Origin of the sequence: Kribbella orskensis, assembly GCF_004342085.1 — a bacterium.
Lineage (GTDB): Bacteria > Actinomycetota > Actinomycetes > Propionibacteriales > Kribbellaceae > Kribbella > Kribbella orskensis.
Map to the genome: position 1 here is coordinate 39,150 of NZ_SLWM01000027.1, position 20,371 is coordinate 59,520.

26 protein-coding genes are annotated in these 20,371 nt (G+C 67.8%); 17 read left to right on the forward strand and 9 right to left on the reverse strand.

The features are described 5' to 3' along the window. Positions 1-118 precede the first annotated feature (118 nt). The 5 genes from EV644_RS38420 (at position 119) to EV644_RS38440 (ending at position 5,623) form a co-directional block, all read left to right on the forward strand. Positions 119-1,174, forward strand: a complete 1,056-nt coding sequence (locus EV644_RS38420; protein WP_132195463.1) for a restriction endonuclease — start codon at positions 119-121, stop codon at positions 1,172-1,174. Between the two features lie 547 nt (positions 1,175-1,721). Continuing rightward, positions 1,722-2,582 carry an ATP-dependent DNA ligase gene (locus EV644_RS38425; RefSeq protein ID WP_241999326.1) on the forward strand — a complete coding sequence of 287 codons (861 nt, stop codon included), beginning with the start codon at positions 1,722-1,724 and terminating at the stop codon, positions 2,580-2,582. Between the two features lie 93 nt (positions 2,583-2,675). Continuing rightward, a complete protein-coding gene (locus tag EV644_RS38430; protein WP_199240250.1) occupies positions 2,676-3,815 on the forward strand; it encodes a tyrosine-type recombinase/integrase in 1,140 nt (379 codons plus the stop codon). Further along, positions 3,812-4,144 carry a helix-turn-helix domain-containing protein gene (locus EV644_RS38435; protein ID WP_132195465.1) on the forward strand — a complete coding sequence of 111 codons (333 nt, stop codon included), beginning with the start codon at positions 3,812-3,814 and terminating at the stop codon, positions 4,142-4,144. Before EV644_RS38430 ends, EV644_RS38435 begins: the two co-directional genes overlap by 4 nt. A gap of 300 nt (positions 4,145-4,444) precedes the next feature. Next, positions 4,445-5,623 carry a hypothetical protein gene (locus tag EV644_RS38440; protein WP_132195467.1) on the forward strand — a complete coding sequence of 393 codons (1,179 nt, stop codon included), beginning with the start codon at positions 4,445-4,447 and terminating at the stop codon, positions 5,621-5,623. Positions 5,624-6,132: 509 nt separating this feature from the next. On the opposite strand, the gene EV644_RS38445 is transcribed toward EV644_RS38440, so the two are convergent. Together EV644_RS38445 and EV644_RS46875 are read right to left on the reverse strand one after the other, a co-directional pair. Continuing rightward, a complete protein-coding gene (locus tag EV644_RS38445) occupies positions 6,133-7,293 on the reverse strand; it encodes a TolB family protein (protein ID WP_132195469.1) in 1,161 nt (386 codons plus the stop codon). A gap of 187 nt (positions 7,294-7,480) precedes the next feature. After that, positions 7,481-7,699 (reverse strand): GNAT family N-acetyltransferase, encoded by a 219-nt coding sequence (locus tag EV644_RS46875; protein WP_369410602.1) that lies wholly within the window; start codon positions 7,697-7,699, stop codon positions 7,481-7,483. Between the two features lie 182 nt (positions 7,700-7,881). Between EV644_RS46875 and EV644_RS38455 the strand changes: the two genes are divergently transcribed. From EV644_RS38455 to EV644_RS38460, 3 genes are all read left to right on the forward strand, one after another. Continuing rightward, a complete protein-coding gene (locus EV644_RS38455; RefSeq protein WP_132195471.1) occupies positions 7,882-8,241 on the forward strand; it encodes a hypothetical protein in 360 nt (119 codons plus the stop codon). 261 nt (positions 8,242-8,502) lie between these two features. Next, positions 8,503-8,652, forward strand: coding sequence for a hypothetical protein (locus EV644_RS44900; protein ID WP_158293057.1), 150 nt, complete (start codon positions 8,503-8,505; stop codon positions 8,650-8,652). A gap of 234 nt (positions 8,653-8,886) precedes the next feature. Continuing rightward, the gene (locus EV644_RS38460) at positions 8,887-9,474 is read left to right on the forward strand and encodes a hypothetical protein (RefSeq protein ID WP_132195473.1); all 588 of its coding nucleotides are present in this window, start codon (positions 8,887-8,889) and stop codon (positions 9,472-9,474) included. Positions 9,475-9,497: 23 nt separating this feature from the next. Here the strand turns inward: EV644_RS38460 and EV644_RS47355 are convergent, their stop codons facing one another. Continuing rightward, positions 9,498-9,620 (reverse strand): hypothetical protein, encoded by a 123-nt coding sequence (locus EV644_RS47355; protein WP_255511446.1) that lies wholly within the window; start codon positions 9,618-9,620, stop codon positions 9,498-9,500. A 10-nt stretch (positions 9,621-9,630) separates the two neighbouring features. On the opposite strand from EV644_RS47355, the gene EV644_RS38465 reads away from it, so the two are divergent. Then, on the forward strand, positions 9,631-9,855 hold the full coding sequence (locus EV644_RS38465) for a beta/alpha barrel domain-containing protein (protein WP_241999320.1): 225 nt from the start codon (positions 9,631-9,633) through the stop codon (positions 9,853-9,855). A gap of 6 nt (positions 9,856-9,861) precedes the next feature. Here the strand turns inward: EV644_RS38465 and EV644_RS38470 are convergent, their stop codons facing one another. Then, positions 9,862-10,566, reverse strand: coding sequence for an NUDIX hydrolase (locus tag EV644_RS38470; RefSeq protein WP_132195477.1), 705 nt, complete (start codon positions 10,564-10,566; stop codon positions 9,862-9,864). Between the two features lie 71 nt (positions 10,567-10,637). Here EV644_RS38470 and nadA point away from each other — a divergent pair, with 71 nt between their 5' ends. The 4 genes from nadA to EV644_RS38490 are packed head-to-tail and all read left to right on the forward strand — an operon-like array spanning position 10,638 to position 13,646. Then, positions 10,638-11,618, forward strand: a complete 981-nt coding sequence (gene nadA, locus EV644_RS38475; RefSeq protein WP_132195479.1) for a quinolinate synthase NadA — start codon at positions 10,638-10,640, stop codon at positions 11,616-11,618. Further along, on the forward strand, positions 11,615-13,126 hold the full coding sequence (gene nadB / locus EV644_RS38480) for an L-aspartate oxidase (RefSeq protein ID WP_132195481.1): 1,512 nt from the start codon (positions 11,615-11,617) through the stop codon (positions 13,124-13,126). The genes nadA and nadB overlap by 4 nt, the downstream gene beginning before the upstream one ends. Further along, positions 13,059-13,319 carry a hypothetical protein gene (locus EV644_RS38485; RefSeq protein ID WP_199240251.1) on the forward strand — a complete coding sequence of 87 codons (261 nt, stop codon included), beginning with the start codon at positions 13,059-13,061 and terminating at the stop codon, positions 13,317-13,319. Before nadB ends, EV644_RS38485 begins: the two co-directional genes overlap by 68 nt. A 33-nt stretch (positions 13,320-13,352) precedes the next feature. Then, a complete protein-coding gene (locus tag EV644_RS38490) occupies positions 13,353-13,646 on the forward strand; it encodes a DUF1330 domain-containing protein (RefSeq protein ID WP_132195483.1) in 294 nt (97 codons plus the stop codon). Between the two features lie 389 nt (positions 13,647-14,035). On the opposite strand, the gene EV644_RS38495 is transcribed toward EV644_RS38490, so the two are convergent. Together EV644_RS38495 and EV644_RS38500 are read right to left on the reverse strand one after the other, a co-directional pair. After that, entirely contained in the window at positions 14,036-14,878 is an 843-nt protein-coding gene (locus EV644_RS38495; protein WP_132195485.1) for an alpha/beta fold hydrolase, read from the reverse strand. A 403-nt stretch (positions 14,879-15,281) separates the two neighbouring features. After that, a complete protein-coding gene (locus tag EV644_RS38500; RefSeq protein ID WP_132195487.1) occupies positions 15,282-16,268 on the reverse strand; it encodes an AraC-like ligand-binding domain-containing protein in 987 nt (328 codons plus the stop codon). Positions 16,269-16,437: 169 nt separating this feature from the next. On the opposite strand from EV644_RS38500, the gene EV644_RS38505 reads away from it, so the two are divergent. From EV644_RS38505 to EV644_RS38515, 3 genes are all read left to right on the forward strand, one after another. Then, positions 16,438-16,917, forward strand: a complete 480-nt coding sequence (locus EV644_RS38505) for a winged helix-turn-helix transcriptional regulator (protein WP_132195489.1) — start codon at positions 16,438-16,440, stop codon at positions 16,915-16,917. 453 nt (positions 16,918-17,370) lie between these two features. Continuing rightward, a complete protein-coding gene (locus EV644_RS38510) occupies positions 17,371-17,706 on the forward strand; it encodes a hypothetical protein (RefSeq protein ID WP_241999321.1) in 336 nt (111 codons plus the stop codon). After that, complete coding sequence (locus EV644_RS38515; RefSeq protein ID WP_132195493.1) at positions 17,706-17,936, forward strand: hypothetical protein; 231 nt, start codon at positions 17,706-17,708, stop codon at positions 17,934-17,936. The genes EV644_RS38510 and EV644_RS38515 overlap by 1 nt, the downstream gene beginning before the upstream one ends. Before the next feature lies 1 nt (position 17,937). On the opposite strand, the gene EV644_RS38520 is transcribed toward EV644_RS38515, so the two are convergent. Together EV644_RS38520 and EV644_RS38525 are read right to left on the reverse strand one after the other, a co-directional pair. Beyond that, on the reverse strand, positions 17,938-18,330 hold the full coding sequence (locus tag EV644_RS38520; protein WP_132195495.1) for a hypothetical protein: 393 nt from the start codon (positions 18,328-18,330) through the stop codon (positions 17,938-17,940). Continuing rightward, positions 18,327-18,911, reverse strand: a complete 585-nt coding sequence (locus EV644_RS38525) for a hypothetical protein (protein WP_132195497.1) — start codon at positions 18,909-18,911, stop codon at positions 18,327-18,329. The genes EV644_RS38520 and EV644_RS38525 overlap by 4 nt, the downstream gene beginning before the upstream one ends. A 283-nt stretch (positions 18,912-19,194) precedes the next feature. On the opposite strand from EV644_RS38525, the gene EV644_RS44905 reads away from it, so the two are divergent. Beyond that, positions 19,195-19,362, forward strand: a complete 168-nt coding sequence (locus EV644_RS44905; RefSeq protein WP_158293058.1) for a hypothetical protein — start codon at positions 19,195-19,197, stop codon at positions 19,360-19,362. Positions 19,363-19,420: 58 nt separating this feature from the next. Here the strand turns inward: EV644_RS44905 and EV644_RS38530 are convergent, their stop codons facing one another. Then, complete coding sequence (locus EV644_RS38530; protein WP_132195499.1) at positions 19,421-20,305, reverse strand: alpha/beta fold hydrolase; 885 nt, start codon at positions 20,303-20,305, stop codon at positions 19,421-19,423. Between the last annotated feature and the right edge of the window lie 66 nt (positions 20,306-20,371).

The window sequence follows — 20,371 nt, forward strand, 5'->3', positions numbered from 1 at the left end:
CTTGGATAGCGCGTGGGAGGTATCGGAACCCCTGCCCTCTGATCCGTAGCCGAGTTCGACCCGTCCGCACGCATATGGCTACTGACCTGCAATCGAACCTGGAAGGGATGTGGCTGAGATGGCGACTGCTTGGGTCATCCGGTCTGGCAAGTACGGCGAACGCGACTCATGGGCGCTCCAGAATGGCTGCTCCGGCGGTGGCTGGACGGAGGTCCCCGACCTCACGCCTTGTACGACAAGAGAACAGGTGGCCAGGGTCACAGCCGAGGCCTTCGCAGGGGGCTCAGAGGGCCGCATCGCAAACTTCTCGGGTCAACTCTGGGCTCTGCGCGGGCGGATCAACCCAGGGGATCTCCTCGTCATGCCTCTCAAGACTACGAAGCAGATCGCCCTGGGCCGGGTCACTGGTGGCTACCAGTACCGAGCCGACGAGCCCGACCGGGACCAGCGCCACGTGGTGCAGGTGGACTGGCAGCGCACCGACCTACCGCGCGCGGCCGTGAAGCAGGACCTGCTATTCACGCTGGGCAGCGCGATGTCGATCTTCGCGCCGAGCAAGAACCGCGCGGTTGACCGGTTGGAGCACTTGCTCGCACACGGCACCGACCCTGGCCAGGTTTCCCCTGCTTCCAGACCCGTCATGGCACCATCAGCGCCGACCGACGAGACTGAGGCCGTCGACGAGCCCGAACTCACCACCGACATCGAACAGGTCGCCTACGACCAGATCACTCTCCGCATTGCAGAGAACTTCGCCGGGCACGCTCTGGCCACCCTGATCACCGGAGTACTGGAGGCTGACGGGCTAAGGTGCACCAAGTCCCCACCCGGGCCTGACGGAGGAATCGACATCGTCGCCGGGCGCGGTGTGCTCGGGTTGGACGACCCGATCCTGGTCCAGGTCAAGTCGGGCGGACAAGTTGGCAGCCCAGTGGTCAATCAGATGCACGGCGTGATGCACACCCACGGCGCGCAGCAGGGACTCCTCGTCGCCTGGAGCGGACTCACCAAGCCCGCGTGGGATGCACTGAAGACCAGTCAGCTTCGTGTCAAGGTTTGGCAGGCGTCAGACGTCGTCGACGCGGTCCTTGTGAACTACGAGCGACTCTCGGAGGAGATCCGCAGCACCGTACCGCTCAAGCGGGTCTGGATGCTGCAAGACGCAGGGTTCTGAGGGCGGCGCGATCTCGACGCCTCACAGACGAGCTTTGGTGTGATCTGCAATCTCTTCCCCGTACTCGAAGATCTCGGCGGCGAGCTCTCTTGCGATCTGTCACCGGCAGCTCCACCGGCTGCTTGATCTCGTCGGCGCCGCCGAACCAGTCGCCGTACGGCGACATGAGCTGACGAGCGGGCGCATGCTGGTGCCGTGGCGAGCGCGTGGCGGTGCGGGAAGTGCGACGGGGCCGACGTCCCTGAGCACCACCGGTTCTGCCCGCACCGGGACAAGTCGCTGACCGTGCAGCGGGTGGTGGTCGTGGTGTGTGTGGCCGCCGTTCGGCCGGGGGCGGCGCAGAGGCCCCGCGTGACGCCGGCGGGGCGGCGTAGCGAGCCGACCGGGGTGCGGATCCCGGCTGAGTTAGCCGGACCCGTGGAGGTCGCGTTGGCCCGCTCGGTCGACCAGATCCCGGCACCGAACGCCCTGCCAGGTGGATCACGCTACGAGGTGAAGGTGGGACGGCTACCGTGTCGCGATCGTCCGCAGCGGTGACCGGGCGCGGCTGTGGACCCGCAACCGGCATGAGATCAGCAACCGGTTCCCCGACATCGTCACGGCCGCCACCCGGCAGCTCCCGGACGGAGTCGTGCTCGACGGCGAGCTGGTGATCCTCGGCGCGGACGGCCGGTTGAGTTTCGACGCGCTGCAGCAGCGTCTCGTCACCAGCGCCGCCAAGGCGCGCGCGAAGGCTGCCGAGCTGCCGGCCTCGTTCGCCGCGTTCGATCTGCTCGCGGCCGGTGGGGTCGATCTGCGGACCCAGCGCTGGGCGGTGCGCCGCGAGCGGCTGGAGCAGGTGTCGCGCGGCTGGGTGCCGCCGCTGCAGCTGACCCCGGTCACCGCCGACGTCGATGAGGCGACCGAGTGGTTCGAGGTGCTGCCGGCCGCGATGGGCGTGGAGGGTCTGGTCGTGAAGGGCGCAGCCTCCCGCTATACCCCGGGTCGCCGCGACGCCTGGGTGAAGGTTAAGCACCGTGAGACTCGCGAGGTCATTGTCGGCGGGGTGCTGGGCTCGATCAGCCACCCGGAGGTTGTGATCGGCGGCCTCTACACCACTGACGGCGAGCTGGTGGTGGTCGGGCGCACCGTTGCGCTCAAACCCGACCAGGCCGCCCAGCTCGCCGCCGCACTGACCGCCGCGCGGCCCGGACACCCTTGGCCGGACGAGATCACCTCCTACCGGTGGGGCGGCCTGGACTCGAAGAAGCCGCTCATCAAGGTCGAACCGGTCGTCGTGGCCGAGGTCACCGCCGATGCCGCGACCCAGGCCGGCCAGGCTCGGCACGGGATGCGCTACGTGCGGCTCCGCGCGGAGTTGCGTCCAGCAGACCTTCCGACACTTCCGGATAACGGTGCTTCAGCGTGATCGAGTCGGCCTGGTGAGGCTGAACGCTAGTCGTTGAGGCAACTATTCAGAGAAGGGCTAGCGTCGTGCATCAATGTTGTGTTAGATGCAACCGTGACGGATCGGCCGGTAGAGCTGCCTGGTGCTGCTCATGTGGTGTTGGTGCCTGGGATCGGGCTGTTGCAGCCGGAGCGGTCGGTGCTCGAGGCGATGCTGGAGGGCTGGTCGCGCCAGCAGCGGGTGCGGTTCCTGAAAGCCGACACGCTGCGGCGGAGGCGGCGGGTGGTCGAGCGGTTGGTGGACTTCTCGGGCTTGTTTCCGTGGCAGTGGACGGCTGCGGAGGTCGAGGCGTTCGTTGATCATCTGCGGTCGAATGCTGGAATCGGGCCGTCGACGGCGCGCGGTTATGTGATCGACCTGCGGCTGTTTCTGGAGTACCTAACCGATGGCCGCTACGGCTGGCAGCCGGTGTGTGTGGAGCGGTTCGGTGAGGCACCGCAGCAGGTGCTCGATGAGTGGAACATGGTGCTGCACCTCGATCAGTACGAGGGCGCGCCGGGTCGGCGGCCGCTGTCGTATGACGAGGTGCAGGCGCTGTTCGATGCGGCCGACGATCGGATTGATCGCGCGGCGGCGGGCGGCCGCAAGGGCGTGCTGGCCGCGCACCGGGATTCGGTCGTCTTGAAGACGATTTATGCGTTTGGGCTACGCCGGCAGGAGGCGTGGGGGCTGGATTTGGTGGATCTGCGGCGCAATCCGAAGGTGCCGGCTTACGGCGATCTCGGGGCGGTGATGGTGCGCTGGGGTAAGTCGAGCCGCGGTGGTCAGCCGAAGCGGCGCACGGTGCTGCTGGCGCCGCAGATGGATTGGATTGTGCAGCCGCTGCGATTGTCGATCGACGAGTTGCGGCCGCGGTTCGATCCTGGCGGCCTGGGGGCATTGTGGGTGACCGAGCGGCGTAGTCGGTTGGCGATGCGTGGACTGAATGAGGCGTTTGCTGCGGTGCGGGATCTGGCAGGTCTCGACCCGGTGCTGGACCTGCATTGCCTGCGGCACTCCTACGTGACGCATCTGGTCGAGTTCGACTATCCCGAGCGGTTCGTGCAGGAGCAGGTCGGTCATGCCTACGCGTCGACGACGGCGATCTATACCGCGGTTTCGGATGCGTACCGCAACACTTTGCTGCGACGGTCGTTGGCCGCGCGACACCCGGACTTGTGGAACGACGACATTGATGGCGAGGCAGGGCAGTGAACAAGAAGATGGGAATCGAGTGGAATCTGCGGTTGAGGATGGCCGAGCGCGGGTTGTTCTCGACGACGGACCTGGTGCCGCTGCTGGCGGAGCGCGGTGTCCAGTTGTCCCGCGAGCAGGTCTACCGGCTCGTTACTTCGCCACCTCAGCGACTCAGCATGGATGTGCTCGCGGCGCTGTGCGACATCCTGGACTGCACTCCGAACGAGCTGATCACCGTTGCCGTGGTCAATCAGACCGTGGCGAAGCAGGCGCATGGAGCGGGCGGGCCTGACGGCGCGGCGCCGCGGCCGCGTCGCACGACGATCCGCCGCCCGGACAGCACGTGAACCCGTCCGGTGACCTGCGCCTGCTGCGGATCGCCTGCGAAGAAGGCGACGGCGTATTGGCCGGTCGGTCCGGTCTGCCCTACGTGCTACCGGCATGCGCGGCAGAACCCCGGGCCGTGTCTGCTTTGCGGTCAGCTGCGCGTTCTGATTGCCGAGTCACCGGACGCTGCCGGGACGCGGGTTGACCTGTCGGTTTGTGGCCCCTGCTCCGACAGCCCGCACAGCTACCTGTGTGTCGAGTGCGGCGGTGGAGAGGAGCCTTACCAGGCTCACGTCTGTGTCCGTTGCTCGGTTCGCCGCATGCTCACCGAGCAGTTCGCCGGTGCTTCCAGTCAGCTGAGCCCGCAGGCCCAGATCGTGACCGACGCCCTGGCGGCCAGCCGACGACCCCATTCGGTTATGCAATGGTTGGCACAACCAACCGGGGGAGCGGAAGTCCTTCGAACCGCCTACCGCCGCGGGGAAGATGTCACCCATGAGTTCCTTGACCAGTATCACGGCCGAACAGTGTGGTCCCTGCGCCGGACTTTGGTGGACATCGGTGTCCTCCCCTCGCGAGTTGAAACCCTCGCCCAGCTCGAGGTCAGAATCACCACCATCACCAAGGAACTGCCTGCGAGCCAACGGCGGATATTGCTGACCTATGGCACTTGGTGGGTGCTCCGCCACGCGCAGCGACAGCATGAACGCACCGGCCGCTTCACCAGCAGCCAACTGCGCGGCGCGCAGCACAGACTCACCGCCGCAGCCCATCTGCTGGGCTGGCTCGATGCCCACCACCTGACACTTGAGCAGCTGAGTCAACCGCACCTCGAGTGCTGGATCGAGGACTACCCGCTCTGGCAGCATGTCGCCGACTTCCTCCGCTGGACCCGCCGCCGAGGCATCACCCGGCACGAGTTGAGACTGCCACCGCGAGTTACCCAGGACCCCGAAATCGTCCTCAGCGACGCCGACCGCTGGGAACTGCTGTCGCGCTGCCTGCATGACGGCGATCTGGCGGTCGACCTCCGGGCGGCTGGCGCGCTCCTGTTGCTCTATGGATTTCAGCTGACCCGAATTGTTGAGCTCACCAACGAACACCTCACGCCCACCGGTCGCCGCCCCACCCTGACCTCCCCCGTGATCGCCGTGCCGCCAAGCATGCGCAGGCTTCTCGATCAACTGCCGGCCCCGCCCCGCGACCCGAGCGCGCTCGCACTGATCAGCGCGCCGACCAATGGTGGCCACTCCTGGCTGTTCCCAGGACGCAGCACTAAGGGCCACATCAACGCCTCAGTACTGTCCACACACCTGCGCCAGCAGGGCATCTCCGTCCGAGCATCCCGCAACGCCGCCTTGATCGCGTTGGCGGCCGACTTGCCCGCCTCGGTCGTCGTGAGCCTGTTCGGACTCAACATCACCACCGCGCTGCAGTGGGCCCGCCGCGCCGGGCGGGATTGGAACGCGTTCGTCGCCGCTACCGCCGAACTCCGATGAGAACGTCCAGCCGGCAAGCCGAGCAGAACTTGAATCAGCAGATGCTTCCTACTTCTTCGAGCGAGCAGCGAGCTTTGATGGCTAGGGCTCTACTCTGCCGGTTTTGGCCGCGTTGAGTAGCTCGATGCGGCGTCGAAGCTACCGGGCTGGATAGAGCAGACTTCACCGCCTGGGCTCCCGCCCCACTGATCGCCGCCCCGGGTAGAGATCCCCGAGCAGAGCACCCCGACTTCGCCCTCCTGTTGTAACAGTAGTTATCACCAGTTCTACAGAATGGCCTCGACCGCCGTTGTGGGGCGCTCCTGGACGCCGGCTGACCCGTGTCAATGGCAGTGCTGCCGGCCAGTTCGGACTGCACTGCATGCGGCACTCATACGTGACCCACCTCTCGAAGGAGGGAGTCGGGCCGTGGGCGGAGCTGCGAGATCTCCACTGCGCGATGCTACGGCGCCGTACCCCGCCCTGCCACACGGCCCGGCAGCGACTAGTGTCCGGCAATCGGAGGCACGTCATCGATGGACTGCAGGGCCCCAATCGGGATAGCTGTCGTACAGCACCGTGTGGGTGACGCGACGGACGTGGGTGCCATCGGTACGCATGATCATGACGTCTGCGTTCGTTCCCCCGGTTTCAGGGAAGCGCCCGAACGTGATCATCCGTCCGTCCGGAGAGTAGGAGGAACCGAGGTACTGCACCACGCCGCCGGTGGCGAAGGTGAGTTGCCGCAGGCCTGTTCCATCCGGGCGAACCGTGTACAGGTTGGCGGAGACGCCGGGCGCGCCGTCCACGTTCGAGTGGAACAGGATCCGCCGTCCGTCAGGAGACCAGTCCGGGGTGTCTCCGGCTCGCAACTCCCAAGGCGTGATTCGCCGTTGACGGTGGGACCCCAGGTCGACGACGAAGAGCGCGACGCCGTTAGCCGGTTGCGCGGTCCGGACGTTGCGCCGCTGGAACACGATCGCGCGGCCGTTCGGTGACCATTGCGGGTCCGAGTCCTCCCCCAAGGACGGGCGCACCTTCTGGGTCACCTGGCGGATCTGGGAGCCGTCGTCCTTCATGACGAAGATGCCGACATTCTCGATCGTGTCGTCGACGACCAGACCGGATGCGCGGGTGAAGGCGATGTGCCTACCGTCCGGGGACCAGGCGGGGGTGCCGTTGCAGAAGCCGCCGCTGCCGCAGACCTGACCAGCGGGGTTCCGTGTCAGTTGCTTGAGATGGGTGCCATCGGAGTTCACCACGAACACCTCGACGAAGCTGCAGTCAGGTCCGCAGTCGACACCTTCGCGTTCGAAGGCGATCCGCCGGCCGTCCGGGGAGACGTCGGGGTTCCGGTCGACGAAACCCTGTGGCGGCTTGGTGATCTGCCGCTCCCCCGACCCGTCCGGGCGGATGGTGAACACCGCACCCCAGGTGCGTTCCTCGTTGAGGAACCGGCGGAAGGCGATCCTTCCGTTCTCACCCGGGAAGGTTGCGTCGGCGGGCAGGGCCGGCAGCGTCACGCCAACGAGAACCAGAGCCAGCAGCCACAGCAGACCCCGGGTGCGATTGCTCCGAAATGTGCCACGAGCGACAGGGATCCGCCGCGAACCGGTGCGGGAGGCGGCGGGATCGTGTGGTGGAGACTGCGCGGTGGAGGTAACCAGGCGTGAATCGTTCGGCTGATTCATGGGGACTCCTTGACCGTTCGCTTGTTCCGAGGGCGATCCGCGCAGGCGCGCGGGATCGCCTGTGACAGCGAGAGGATCAACCGTCCCCAGTCCCCCTCGCCAACCTACGCTCGGTCTCCAGCCAAGCCGATGCCCTGGCCTGACGCATCAGGGGTAGCACCACCATTTCTGCCAGAGCTAGCACGGATCACCCGCTGGGACGGCTTGTTCGTCGTCGCGGTGAAGGACACCACCTCGTCCAGCCCGCCGGACCGAACGCGTGATCCACCGACGCCCGTGTCGCCTCGGTGACATAACCGTTGCCCCAGGCATCCTTCGACAGGCGCCAGCCGATCTCGACGGCCGGGGTGAAGTGATCGGCGCACCGGCGCTGGCCAGCGCCCGCGAAGGTCGTGTGTGCCGCGATGAGTGCGGCCGCTCAGCCCGGCCACTCCCTTCTCATCAATTCCCGTCCCTGCCAGTTAAGTGGAATAGCGCAGGTTCCGATAACGCCCACTCCCAGCGCTGCGCCCCGACCTTCGGCCCGAGGACCTGCCGAGGTTTCCGGGCGAGGTTGGCGGCGGCTGATCGGGCGTGGATCGTGGAGGCGTGGAGATAGACGCGGCGGTTGTGGAGCTGTACGGGTTGCCACCCGAGCAGTTCGTGGCTGCCCGCAACCGGCTTGCGAAGGAGGTACGGGACCGCGGTGACGAGCCGGCCGCGGCTGCGATCGTTGCCCTGCGCAAGCCCACGGTCGCTGCGTGGCTGGCCAACCAGCTCGTCCGGGCCGACCCCGACGGGATTCATGCCCTGACCGAGCGGGGGGAGCAGCTGCGCCAGACCTACCTGACGGCCGACAGCGCCAGCCGGCGCGAACTCACTCGGCGGCGCCATGACCACCTCGTGCAGGCTGCGAGCCAGCGAGCCGCCGGGGCCGACGGGTCACCGGCCAGACCGCGGAGCGGCTGACCGAAACCCTCGACGCCGCGCTCGTCGATCCCGGCGCCGTGCAGCTGTTGCGGACCGGACAGCTGACCAGCGCCCTGCGACATGTCGGCTTCGGCGTCGTCGACGAGAACGGCGACCCGGCCCAGCTCGCCCCGATCCTGCCCCGCGTCGTGAGACGTGCTCCACCCCCGGCCAAGGCCCCGGCGCCGAAGCCAGAAGCGCGCCGCCGCACCAGCCGCCGGCCGGGCCAAGGTCGACCGGACCCTCGCGCAACGCCGCGCCGTGCAGCAGAAACGCCTCGGCGCCGCCGAAGCCGACTACACCGCCGCCGAGGCCGACCGCGACCAGGCCGAGCAGCTGCTCGACGCCCACCAGCACCGGCTCGCCGACCTGCAAGCCGACCTCGACCGGCTCAACGACCAACTCGAATAGACCCGCCAAGCCCTCCGCGACGCCCGCAAACAACTCCCGCGGTTGCAACGCGCCTTCCACCAGGCCGCACGCAACGCCGCCGCCGTCCGCAAGCGCCGCGACACAGAGCAACAGCGACTGAACACGCTGGAACACTAGCCAGCACGCCGTTCGTGTGTGGCTTGGTGCATGGCGGGCGACCAGCACGAAGAACCGGGCGAACCCCCCGTCGATCCACTGCTCGGGCAGCCTCGGATGGTCGACGACCCCCGGATCTCTATCGCGCAAGCAGCCGTTGTCCTGGGCAAGAAGCCCGCGCAGGTCCACCGGTATGTCGCGCTCGGCCGGGTGCCCCGGCACGGCCCGCCGAACAACGGCCGCCCGCTGCTGCTGTCGGACGTCGAGGCGCTGCGCGACAAGGGCGAACCGATCCCGTTGAAAGACGCCGCCCTCACGCAGGGTCGATCGCTCAAGGCCACCCTCGAGCTCGTCGCCGACGGCCACCTGCGACTCGTCCCTGGCACGCAGTCGATGGTCTACCCGGCCGACCTCGCGGCCATCACGGCCGCGAAAACCCAACCGCCGATCCGGCGCCCCGCCGGCCCGCCCGGATACCTCAACACCAAACAGACCGCTGAACGATTGGGGCTCACCGCCATCTACGTCACCCAGCTGGCCGCGGCGGAGAAACTGCCAGCCGTCTTCCAGGACCGGCAGTGGTGGTTCGACCCCGACCGGATCGAGATGATCCGCCGCGCGAGACGGGCGCGGCGCGATCGAGTGGTCGCCCGGCCGCTGCGCCGCCGCGGCGACGGCTCAGGTCAGTCGATCGGGTTCGGGTGACAGTTGCCGCAGGTGGCGTCCGCTCAGCCGTCCGAAGGGTCCGCGACGGCATGGCTGCGACCCGCCGGCACCTGGCCGTCGAGGTCGAAGTCGCCACGCTGGCCGAGGCCTACGAGGGCATTGGACTGCCAGGTCGAGTGGATCATGCTCGACAACATGTCCACCGACGTCATCAGGTCAGTGGTCGAGCAGCGTGACGCATCCGGATCCGGATGCCGGCTCGAGGCCTCCGGCACCATCAGTCTCGAGACTGTCGCCGACATCGCCGCCAGCGGAGTCGACGCCCTGTCTGTCGGCGCGCTGACGCACTCGGCACCGGCGCTCGACACCAGCCTGCTGATCAGTCCGTTCGAGCCTCAGGAGCAGACTGTGCGGCCGTGAGCCGGATCATCGGGGTGGGCGCAGTACGGCGAACGGGTCGGTCACCGTCAACTCGCGGGCCACGAACTTGTAGACCGCGGCGGGGCGCCCGCCGGACTGTCCGGGCCGGGCGGTCCGCTCGGTCGGGCCGATGACCTGTCGCCGGGTCAGAACTCGGGTCAGATTGGTCGCGCCGAGCTCATAGCCCAAGGCGGCACTGAACAGGTCGCGTAGCTCGGCGATGGTGAACTCAGCCGGAGCCAGAGCGAACCCGATGTTCGTGTACGAGAGCTTCGCCCGTAGCCGCCCCACGGCCGCGTCGATGAAGTAGTGGTGGTCGAACGCCGTACGCGGCAACTCGTCCACCCGGTGCCAGGCCGTGTCGGCCGGCAGATTCGGTTGTACGTCGGACGGAACGAGCCCGAGGTACGCGGTCGCGAGGACCCGCGCCCGCGGATCTCGATCGATCGCACTGTGGGTGGCCAACTGCTCCAGATGGGCGACATCACGGACATCGACCTTCGCCGCGAGATGACCGGTGATCGCCTCCCTGAGCCGTTCCGTGGGCTGCACGCCACCCCCGGGCAGCGCCCAGCGATACCTGAACGGGCTCTGCCCGCGCCGCCACAGCAGGACGCACAGATTGCCGTCACGGACGGAAAGCACCACGGCCAGCACCTCGTGCGGATAGCTGGGGATGTTGACCGGATCACTTTTCTTGGCGACGGGCATGTCGCCGATGGTAACGTCACCCCTAGTTATCGCCTAACAGGCGAAAACTAGCCGAAGGAAGGGAGAAGGCAATGTTCGTTGCCCAGAGCACTGCGACGACCTGGCCAGAAGAGGTGCGACGCCTGGCCCGCGCGCGGGACGCGGTCGTCCTCGCCCACAACTATCAGGACCCCGCGATCCAGGATGTGGCCGATCACGTCGGCGACTCGCTCGAGTTGTCGCGGATCGCCGCGCGCACCGAGGCATCGACCATCGTCTTCTGCGGCGTGCACTTCATGGCGGAGACCGCCAAGCTGCTCAGTCCGGACAAGACCGTGCTGATCCCCACGGCTCAGGCCGGGTGTTCGCTGGCCGACACGATCGACGCCGATCAGGTGCGCAACTGGAAGGCCCAGCATCCCGGTGCCGCGGTGGTTGCCTATGTCAACACCAGCGCCGCGGTCAAGGCGGAGGCCGACGTGTGCTGCACGTCGTCGAATGCTGTGGACGTGGTGGAGTCGATCCCGGCGGACCAGCCGATCCTGTTCCTGCCCGACCAGTTCCTCGGCAACCACGTGCGACGGCAGACGGGGCGCGACAACATCCACGTGTGGATGGGTGAATGCCACGTCCACGCCGGGATCAGTGCGGCCGATCTGCGGGCTCAGGTGGCGGCCGATCCGACGGCGGAGGTTCTGGTGCATCCGGAGTGCGGCTGCGCGTCCTCGGCGATCTGGCTCGCCGGCGTCGGTGATCTGCCCGCGGACCGGACCCGGATTCTCTCCACCTCCGGGATGCTCGGCGCCGCTCGCGACATGACGGCGAAGACGGCGCTGATCGCGACGGAGATCGGCATGCTCCACCAGTTGCGCAAGGTCAACCAGCGTACGACTTTCCGGCCGGTGAACCCGAAGGCCTCGTGCCGCTTCATGAAGATGATCACGCCCGAACTGCTGCTGCGGTGCCTCCGCGAGGGCCGCGACGAGGTGGAGGTGCCATTCGACGTGGCCGAGCGTGCCCGGCAGTCGGTTGAGCGGATGGTTGCCATCGGCAGACCCGGTGGTGCTCGGTGAGACGATCCGCCGACATCGTCGTCATCGGCAGCGGTGTGGCCGGCCTGTCGGCCGCGCTGGGCCTCGCGGCGACCCGGAACATACTCCTTGTCAGTGCCGGTTCCGGGAGTACACCGTGGGCACAGGGCGGGATCGCCGCCGCGTACGGCGACGACGACCCGTTCGACCACGCCCACGACACCGAGATCGCCGGCGCAGGATTCTGCGACCCGCGCAATGTCCGCGCACTCGTCGAGGAAGGTCCACAGCGCCTGGCCGAACTGATCGCCCTGGGCGCTCGTTTCGACCGCGACAGCGACGGTTCACTGTCGAGAACCCTCGAAGGTGGCCACGACCGCCACCGGGTTGTCCATGCCGGCGGCGATGCCAGCGGCGCCGAAGTTCATCGCGCGCTCCACCAGGCAGTGCAGCTCGCCGGCGTCCGGACGGTGACAGGACGGGCCGTCGGCCTGATCAAGTCGGGCTCCGGACACATCGCCGGCGTACTCGTCGAGGAGGACGCGGACGTCAGCCAGATCGACGCTCGCGCCGTCGTGCTGGCCACCGGCGGGATCGGCAACGCCTACCTGGCCAGCACGAATCCGTCGACCGTCCGCGGCGACGGCATCGCCTTGGCGCTGCAGGCCGGGGCGTCGCTGGTCGACATGGAGTTCGTACAGTTCCATCCGACCGCACTCTTCACCGGCAACAGCACAGGTCAGCTCCCCTTGGTCACCGAGGCCGTCCGCGGTGAAGGCGCCGTACTCCGTGACCTGCGCGGCCGCAGGATCATGACCGACGTGCACCCGCGTGCCGACCTCGCTCCGCGGGACATCGTTGCCCGGGCCATCGAGTCGACGATGCGGCGCGACGGGTGCGAGCACGTTTGGCTGGACGCCCGGTCGATCCCGGAGGACACCATCCGCCGGCGGTTCCCGACCGTCCTGGCGTCCTGCCGGCGAATCGGCGTCGACATGCTGAGCGAGCCGATCCCGGTAGCCCCGGCCGAACACTTCCTGTGCGGCGGAATCCGGACGAACCGCGACGGCGCAACCGATGTGCCGGGTCTCTACGCCGTCGGCGAGGCCGCGGGCGGTGGCGTCCACGGAGCCAACAGACTGGCATCCAACAGCCTGCTCGAAGGCCTGGTCTTCGGGCGGCGCGTCGCCACGGCTCTGACCCTCGACCTGCCCGCGGAGTCGTACGGGCAGCCCAGTTGGCTGACCTTGGGAGAGGACCGCGAACCGGACAGGATCCGGGCGATCCTGACTGAACACGCCGGTATCCGCCGCGACGGCGCCGGATTGCAGACCGCCCTCGACGAGCTCGAGTCGGCGGGAGACGGCCCCCTGGCGACGGTGGCGCGAACGGTCGTCGCAGCAGCGATCACCCGGGAGGACAGCCGCGGGTGTCACTGGCGCTCCGACCACCCCCGTACCGACGAACGGTGGAACCGGCATCTTGTCATCCGTCTCGACGAGGAGGGTCGCCCAGCTGTGCGTCAGCTTCTCCACTCAGCCGCAACCTGAGCTCCGCGTCGGGTACTCCCTGGGCAGCGCCATCGGCGGCCTGATCCTCGCCGCGGGCACCGGCCCCGGCCACCTCTTCCCCGACGACAGCGCCTACACCACCGCGGCGCTGGTCGGCATCGGCGCCATGGCGATCGCGACGCTGACAAGCCTCGCTCTCGCCCGCCGACGCTCGTCCGAGACCAACCCGTAAGTCAGATGCACTCATCCCAACACTGGAGGTTCCATGCCCAAGGGCTACTGGGTCAGCGTCTACCGCACCATTTCAGACCCTGAGAAGCTGGCTGCTTACAACAAGCTGGCCGGTCCGGCCGTGAAGGCCGGGGGCGGGCGGGTCCTCGCCCGTGGCGGTAGGGTCGTGGCGCATGACGCCGGAATCGCCGAGCGGACCGTCCTGATCGAGTTCGACAGCTTCGAGCAGGCCGTCGCGGCGCGCGAGAGTGCGGCCTACCAGGAGGCGCTGGTCGCCCTCTCCGACGGCGTCGAGCGCGACTTCCGCGTCGTCGAAGGCATCGACTGAACGAGGTCCAGTCGGATCTTCACTGAAGCAGCAGGATTCTGGGGTATACCGGCCCGCTCCCGAGTCCTATGGCGTTCACCGCCAACTCCAGCTCGACTCGCACAACCCCGACAACGTGGTGGTCGAACTGCAATGCCCAGTTCGGGAAGCCGGCGCAGCCTGCAACTGAGTGGGCCCTGGGGGGTCTGCGTCGCGAACACCGTGCACGACGCAGACCCCCAGGTCACACCCTGATCTCAGGATTTGAGCTTAAGGGAAAGTATGTTCTAGTGGATCCTGGTAGATCGATCAGTGCGTATGTGATGTCTCAGGACATCGGTGACAGTTCTGCATCAGGACATCGGTGACACTCGATGTGTCAGGACATCGGTGACGATTCGCTTGGCCGGTCAGCTGGTGGCACGGGCGGCGTCGACGATCACGTCGGTGACCGCGTCCGGGTCGGAGATCATCGACAGGTGCGGCGCGTCGACCTTGGTGATGTGCGCGTCGGCGCGGTGCGCCATGATTTGCTGCTCCGCCGGTGGCAGCACCTTGTCCGCCGTACCGATGAGGTCCCAGGACGGGATGGTCTTCCACGCCGGAACACCAGCGAGGGTCTCACTGAGCGTGCTGGCGGTCAGTGGCCGCTGGGTGGCGGCCAGGACGGCGGCCTGCTTGGCAGGGATACCACCGGCGAAGAGGCCCGCAAACTGATTCGGCTTGATGTAGACGTCGGCGTTGATGACGTTTCCGCCGGCGTCGTGGATCGGCACCGTGGTGATCGAGGTGTTCGGGTCCAGTTCGGAGCCGGGCTGTGCGGCGGCGAGCGCGCCTAGGCTGTCGCCTTGGTCGGGGATGAAGGCATCCACGTAGACGAGGGCCTTGACGTTGGGGTTGCCGGTGGCAGCGCTGGTGGTCACCATGCCGCCGTAGGAGTGCCCGACGAGCACGACTGGGCCAGGGATGGTGGCCAGCAGATCACGCAGGTACTGCGCGTCGGTTGCGAGGCCGCGCAGCGGGTTTGCCTCGACGTCGACGGTGTATCCGGCGCTCTGCAGCTTTGATGTGACGGCAGACCAGCTCGAGCCGTCGGCCCACGCGCCGTGCACGAGCACGATCGTCGGTTTGAGCGGCGCGTCGTTCTGCATGGTTTGCGCGCTGCTGGCGGTGGCGGTGCCGATGCCCAGCGCGAGCACGCCGGCGGTGAGGGCCGCGACGGCCGCGGGCAGTGACTTCTTCGGTGTACGCATGGCATGTCCTTTGCGGGGTTCGTTATCCGCTCAGCGGGCTCGCCGGGCGGGGGGGGGTTCAGCGGCGGTGCCGAGCTTGGAGAGGAGCTTCAGCAGCGCGGCGTGAACGGCTCGGCGTGCGTCCAGAAGGTGGCGTGTGGGCCGCCCGTCGAGGACACCGTTCGTGGTGTCGGAATCGACGCTAGGGCCGGCCGCAGCCGCTGGCGCCGTTGCGCGCGTTATCCTGCACACCGTGCAGATACCTGTGCACGAATGGTCCACCGCCACCTTCGCGGCGTCCGAGATGACCACATGGCAGTGGCGAGAGCTCGACTAGCCCGCCACCACCTCCGGCCGAGGACCGCGCACGCAGTGCAGACATCGGCGGTCGGCGCACGTTTCAGCGGCTACTACGGTGGCGAGATCAGGGTCGAGACACCGTGGCACCTACCGGATCACGGTGTGCCTGGGCTCGCCAGTCGCGCGGCGAGAGCCCATAGGCAGCACGGAAGACGCGGCCGAAGCTGGACGGATCGGTGAATCCCCAACGCCGGGCGACCGTTGCTATCGTCAACGATCGCAACCCGGGCCGGGCGAGGTCTTCGCGGCAGCCCTCCAGCCGCTGATTGCGGATCCAGTCACCGAGCGAAATCCCGCCCGCGGCGAGGACGTTGTAGAGGTGCCGCACCGAGATGTGGTGCTCGGCGGCGATCTGGCCGGGGTGCAGCCCGGGGTCGCCCAGCCGGGCGCGGACGTACTCCAGGATCCGCAACCGCAGTGTCGCGTGGAGTGGTTCCTTCCCCAGTGCGGTGGCATCCAGGTGGGTGGTGATGAGCGCACGGACCAGTGCGACACTCGGGTGGCTCACCGCGTCGGCAGCCGGGTGGGTGTAAATGTCCGGGCGGCTTGCCAGCCGATACAGATAGGTGGCGACCAGGTCAGCGATCGGATGCCCGGGGCTGAGAGTCGTGGCGCAGATCTGTCTGATCGCGTCGTGCGGCAGGCCCAGGGCAGCGATGGGGATCCGGAAGAAGTGCTGGCGGATGCCGTCGGGATCGACCAGCGTGTACGGCGCGGTCGAGTCGTAGATGACCAGATCGCGTGGTTTGAGGACCGCTTCCCGGCCACCCTGGACGACCAGGCTCGAACCGGCCAGTTGGAGACCGAGGAAGATGCTCGGCGCAAGCTCGTCCCGGGCCAGGGCCGGTGTCCGCTCCACAGTGAGCGCGTTCGAGCGGACCGAACACACCGTCAGCTGTCCGAGCTGACTGATGGCGCCGTACGCAGCCGCGGGCCCAGCCTCGGCTGGGAAATCGATCTCGACCCGCACCTTCGCGCTGGCAATCGTCTCCCGTACCACCTCGGCGCGAACGGCGGCAGGCACGCTTCGCGTATCAAGAATGTCTGTCATCCCGCCCACCTTCGATCCGCGGCACCAGCTCACAACCGTCGACCCAGGTGGCCGTCTTTCCGACGCCGCAGCAGTCGACTACTCGCCAGGCTGGCTTCTGTTTGCCTAAGTCAGTTGGCAGACTACGGCCCAGACTGTTGTTCACGCAAGTCAGCCCTACACTCGTGACATGACAGATCTGCTCAGCCACCGGGAGACCTGGTCGATGGCCAACTGCTCGGTCGCCGCCTCGATCGACGTCGTCGGCACTCGTTCGGCGATCCTGGTCCTGCGGGAGGCGATCTTCGGCACCCGCCGATTCGAGGACTTTGTCCGCCGAGTCGGGATCGGTGAGCCCGCGGCGGCAGCCCGGCTCAAGGAACTGACCGCCGCCGGGCTGCTGGAGCGGGTGCCCTACCAGGAGCCCGGTCAGCGGACCCGGCACGAATACCAATTGACCGCCAAGGGAATGGACTTCCAGCCCGTTGTCTATGCCCTGCTTCAATGGGGTTCGAAGTGGGAGACCGACGAGGCGGGCCCGCCCGTGCGTGCGACCCACCGCGCCTGCGGCGCAGCCGTCGGAGTCCGCATCCATTGCGACGCAGGCCACGATGTGGATCCGGGTGACGTCGTAATCGAGGCAGGCCCGGGGCTGATCACAGTTTCCTGACTTCGCATCCCAGGGCGCCAATGGACAACTGCAGGACGTGACGAGCGCCGATCCTCAGATTCGTGTAGCGGGGCAAATTCTTGGCCACAGCACTAGAGCGGCACGGGAGCGGCCAGCCGCGGCGTGATGCTCCGGCTGGGTGTGTGTGCTCCCGGCTGAGTGGGCGGCTCGATCGATCACGTCCATCGAGGCGGCGGGCTGGGACGCTACGACCATGCGCGAAGCGGGCCGGCGGCACGCCCGGTCGCGCGCATCATTGCGCGTTGGAGTTTCTTGGTGTCGCGAGACGGACACCGGGATCAACAGACTCGTTCTTCGGCACCGGCGCAGTCGACCGAGCCAGGCCTCACCCGCGCCGCCGACTCACCGAAGTGTCACCACCAAGATCCCCGAAAGTGTCACCGATGTCCCGATCCAGAACCGTCACCGATGTCCTGCGACATGACAGGGGTCATGGTGGGACGGTTCAATGTGCGCCCGGGCGACGGCGAGCGCGACTGGATGGTCTGGGACAACGCCGCCAACGGGCAGCGCGGCTCGGGCCTGGCCGAGCAGGCCGCGCACGATCAGGCGGCTGATCTGGAGCTCCAGTACGACGCGCACGGTTACCGCGACCGCGACACCGTTCGCCGCGTCGACCCGCCCGTTCCGGTCGAAGCCTTTCAGCCGGCCGGCGTCCTGGACGCCTGGGTCCGCGAGAACGGGGAGTGGATCGGGCGGGTCCGCGACGTCGACGGCAGATTCGTGTGGATCCGACAAGCCGATCTGCGCCAGACGGAGCGTGGCTGATGGCCACGTCGAAGGGACCGACGATCCGGCTGCAGGATGGCCCTGGCGCCGGCCAGCAGTTCCACGAGGAAGACTTCGTGGAGCGGATCAGGGCTGCGCAGCGGATAGGTCGCACCGTCCCGGATGCCGCGGGGTGGGCGCTGGGGTACGAGCGGCCACGGCAGGGGCACATCTGGATCTGGCGGGGCGTGAACTGTCACCCGGGCCCGATCGAGCCGGGCGCTTCATGACCTAGCCGTCGAAGTTCGCGAGCCGCTGCTGCTGGGCGTCGCGTCGGCGTTGTACGGCCGCGGCGGTGCGGGTCGCACGGTCCAGCGCCCGCTCGAGCCGCGACGTTTCGCGATGGGCGGTCTTGAGTTGCTCGCGGGCGTGCTCGAGCTCTTCGTTGAGGCGCTCGATGGTGGCCTGGAGGTCTGCGACGTGGTGCTGGTTCGCGTCCAGGACGGATTCGGCTTCGGCGCGTTCGTTCTCGGCTTCGCGGTACTCGGCCTCGACCTCGTCCGCGCGCGCCTGCAGCTCTGCCCGGCGGCGCTGCACTGCCCGGTCGGCACCTGACGGCTCCGGCCGGGCGGCTTTCCGGGTCGGTTTCTTCGCCGGCGTACTGCGGACGGTGCGGGGTTTCATCGGCGCGAGCCTTGCGGGCTCGCCGCTCTCTCGTCGACGACGCCGAACCCCACGTGCCGAAGCGCACTGGTCAGCTGACCGCTGCGCAGCAGCTGGGCAGCGCCGGGGTCGATGAGCGCGGCATCGAGGGTCTCGGTGAGCCGGTCCGCGACGGCGGGGGTGGTCGCGCGGTCCAGCTTCTGCGCCTCGGCGCGAGCCGACGCCACGAATCCCTTGACCAGGTCGTGCCGTTTCGGCGTGAGCGCGCGTAGGCGGGCGCCGTCTGCTGACAGGTGTGCGGCGCGGAGTTCTTCGCCGAGCTCGGTGAGGGCGTTGATGCCGTCCGGGTCGGCCCGCACGAGGAGGTTGGCCAGCCATGCCGCCAGCGTCGGCTTCCGGAGCGCCTTGATCGCTGCCGCGGTCGAGCCTCCGCTGGCGGCCTTGGCCAGCTGGTTGCGGGCAGCGGTGAACTCGTCCGGGGTCAGCCCGTATAGCTCCACGGCTACGGAGTCGATGTCCACCACCACTTCACAGTGCCCTTGGCGCGCGGACAGCGTCCAGGCGTGCGGTGGCGGGCCTGGCAGTACCGGGGCTTCAGGCAACCACCGACGATGCCTGTACGGCCACGTGAGGTAACCCTGGGTCCTCGGCTGGATTGTTGCGGCATGTCCAGGCCTGCCGTCAGCTCCGAGTCGGCGCAGACTCAGCTGCAGCGCGTGGCGCTCGGTGGGGCGCATCCTGACCTCATGGCCTGGTGGTGCGGCAAGTGTGACGGGGCGGATGTTCCCGAGCACCACCGTTTCTGCCCGAAGCGAGATCCGGAGGACCAGGTGAAGCGGGTGATCGCCGTCGTGTGGCCACCCTTCGGCCGCCGAAGGACGCGAGGTGACGATGCCCTGGGCCCGCAAACCTGATCCGGAAGTCTGTCTCCCGGCCGACCTGGTCGGCCCGGTCGACCTCGAGCTCGCCCGGGCCGTCGACACCATCCCGGGCCCGAACGCGCTGCCCGGCGGCAGCATGTACGAACCCAAGTGGGACGGCTACCTTCACTGAACAAGTCAAGCTCTGGAGTGCGCGAGCCAGGTTCCGCGCCGGTCGACGGGTCTGCTCGTTAGGACTGGTCGACTTTCTCGTAGAACGACAGGAGGGTGCCGGCGAGGCGCTCGGGTGCTTCCATGGCCACGAAGTGCCCGATGCCGTCGAGCACGACCGGGGTCACGTCGGTGCCGACCTGGGCGAGGGTGCCGGGCGTGAACTCTCCCGATGATCCGCCGATTGCGAGTACGGGCATTTCGAGCTTCCGGGCTGCCAGTTCCTTGATCTCTTCGCCTTCCGACAGCAGCGACCGATAGAGGCCGGTCGCGCCGGCCCAGGCGTTCGGCCGCGAGTACGAGCGCACGAGTTCGTCCACGTCGCCGCTGTTGAATGCGCCAGGTGTGCCGTTCATGGCTGGGATCGCGTAGTCGGCGAGGAAGGCTCGCTCGCGACCGGTCAGGAGCATGTCGGCGATGCCCGGCGCGGCGAGCACGCCGATGTGCCACGCTCCGCCGTGGGTGACGTCGCCCAGCATCTCGACCCCGTATCCGGGCAGTCCGGTCTCGATCGCGGTGAAGCTCTTGATGAGTTCGGGGTGGGTGGCCGCGACGCGGTAGGTGGTCGCGCCGGCGACGTCCTGCCCGGTCAGATGGACGGGGCCGACGCCCAGGGTGGTGATGAGCTCGCTCAGGTCCGCCGCCGCGACCGAGCTGTTGTGCTCGTCTCCCGCGGTGCCGGAGTCCCCGAAGCCACGCAGGTCGACGGCAAAGAGACGGTGCTGCCGGCTGAGCAAGGGGATGAGCTTGTTGAAGACCCACCAGGTCTCCGGGAAGCCGTGGATCAAGACGACTGGCGATCCGGAGCCGCCGGCGGAGACGTAGTGCAACTGGGTTCCGTTCACGTCTGCGCTGTGATGGGTGATGCCGGGAAGTGTGGCGCCGGCCGGAGTGATGGTCGTCATACTGTGCTCCTAATTGGACAACATTGTTGTCTTTCACCATAGACAACATTGTTGTCTATGTCTAGG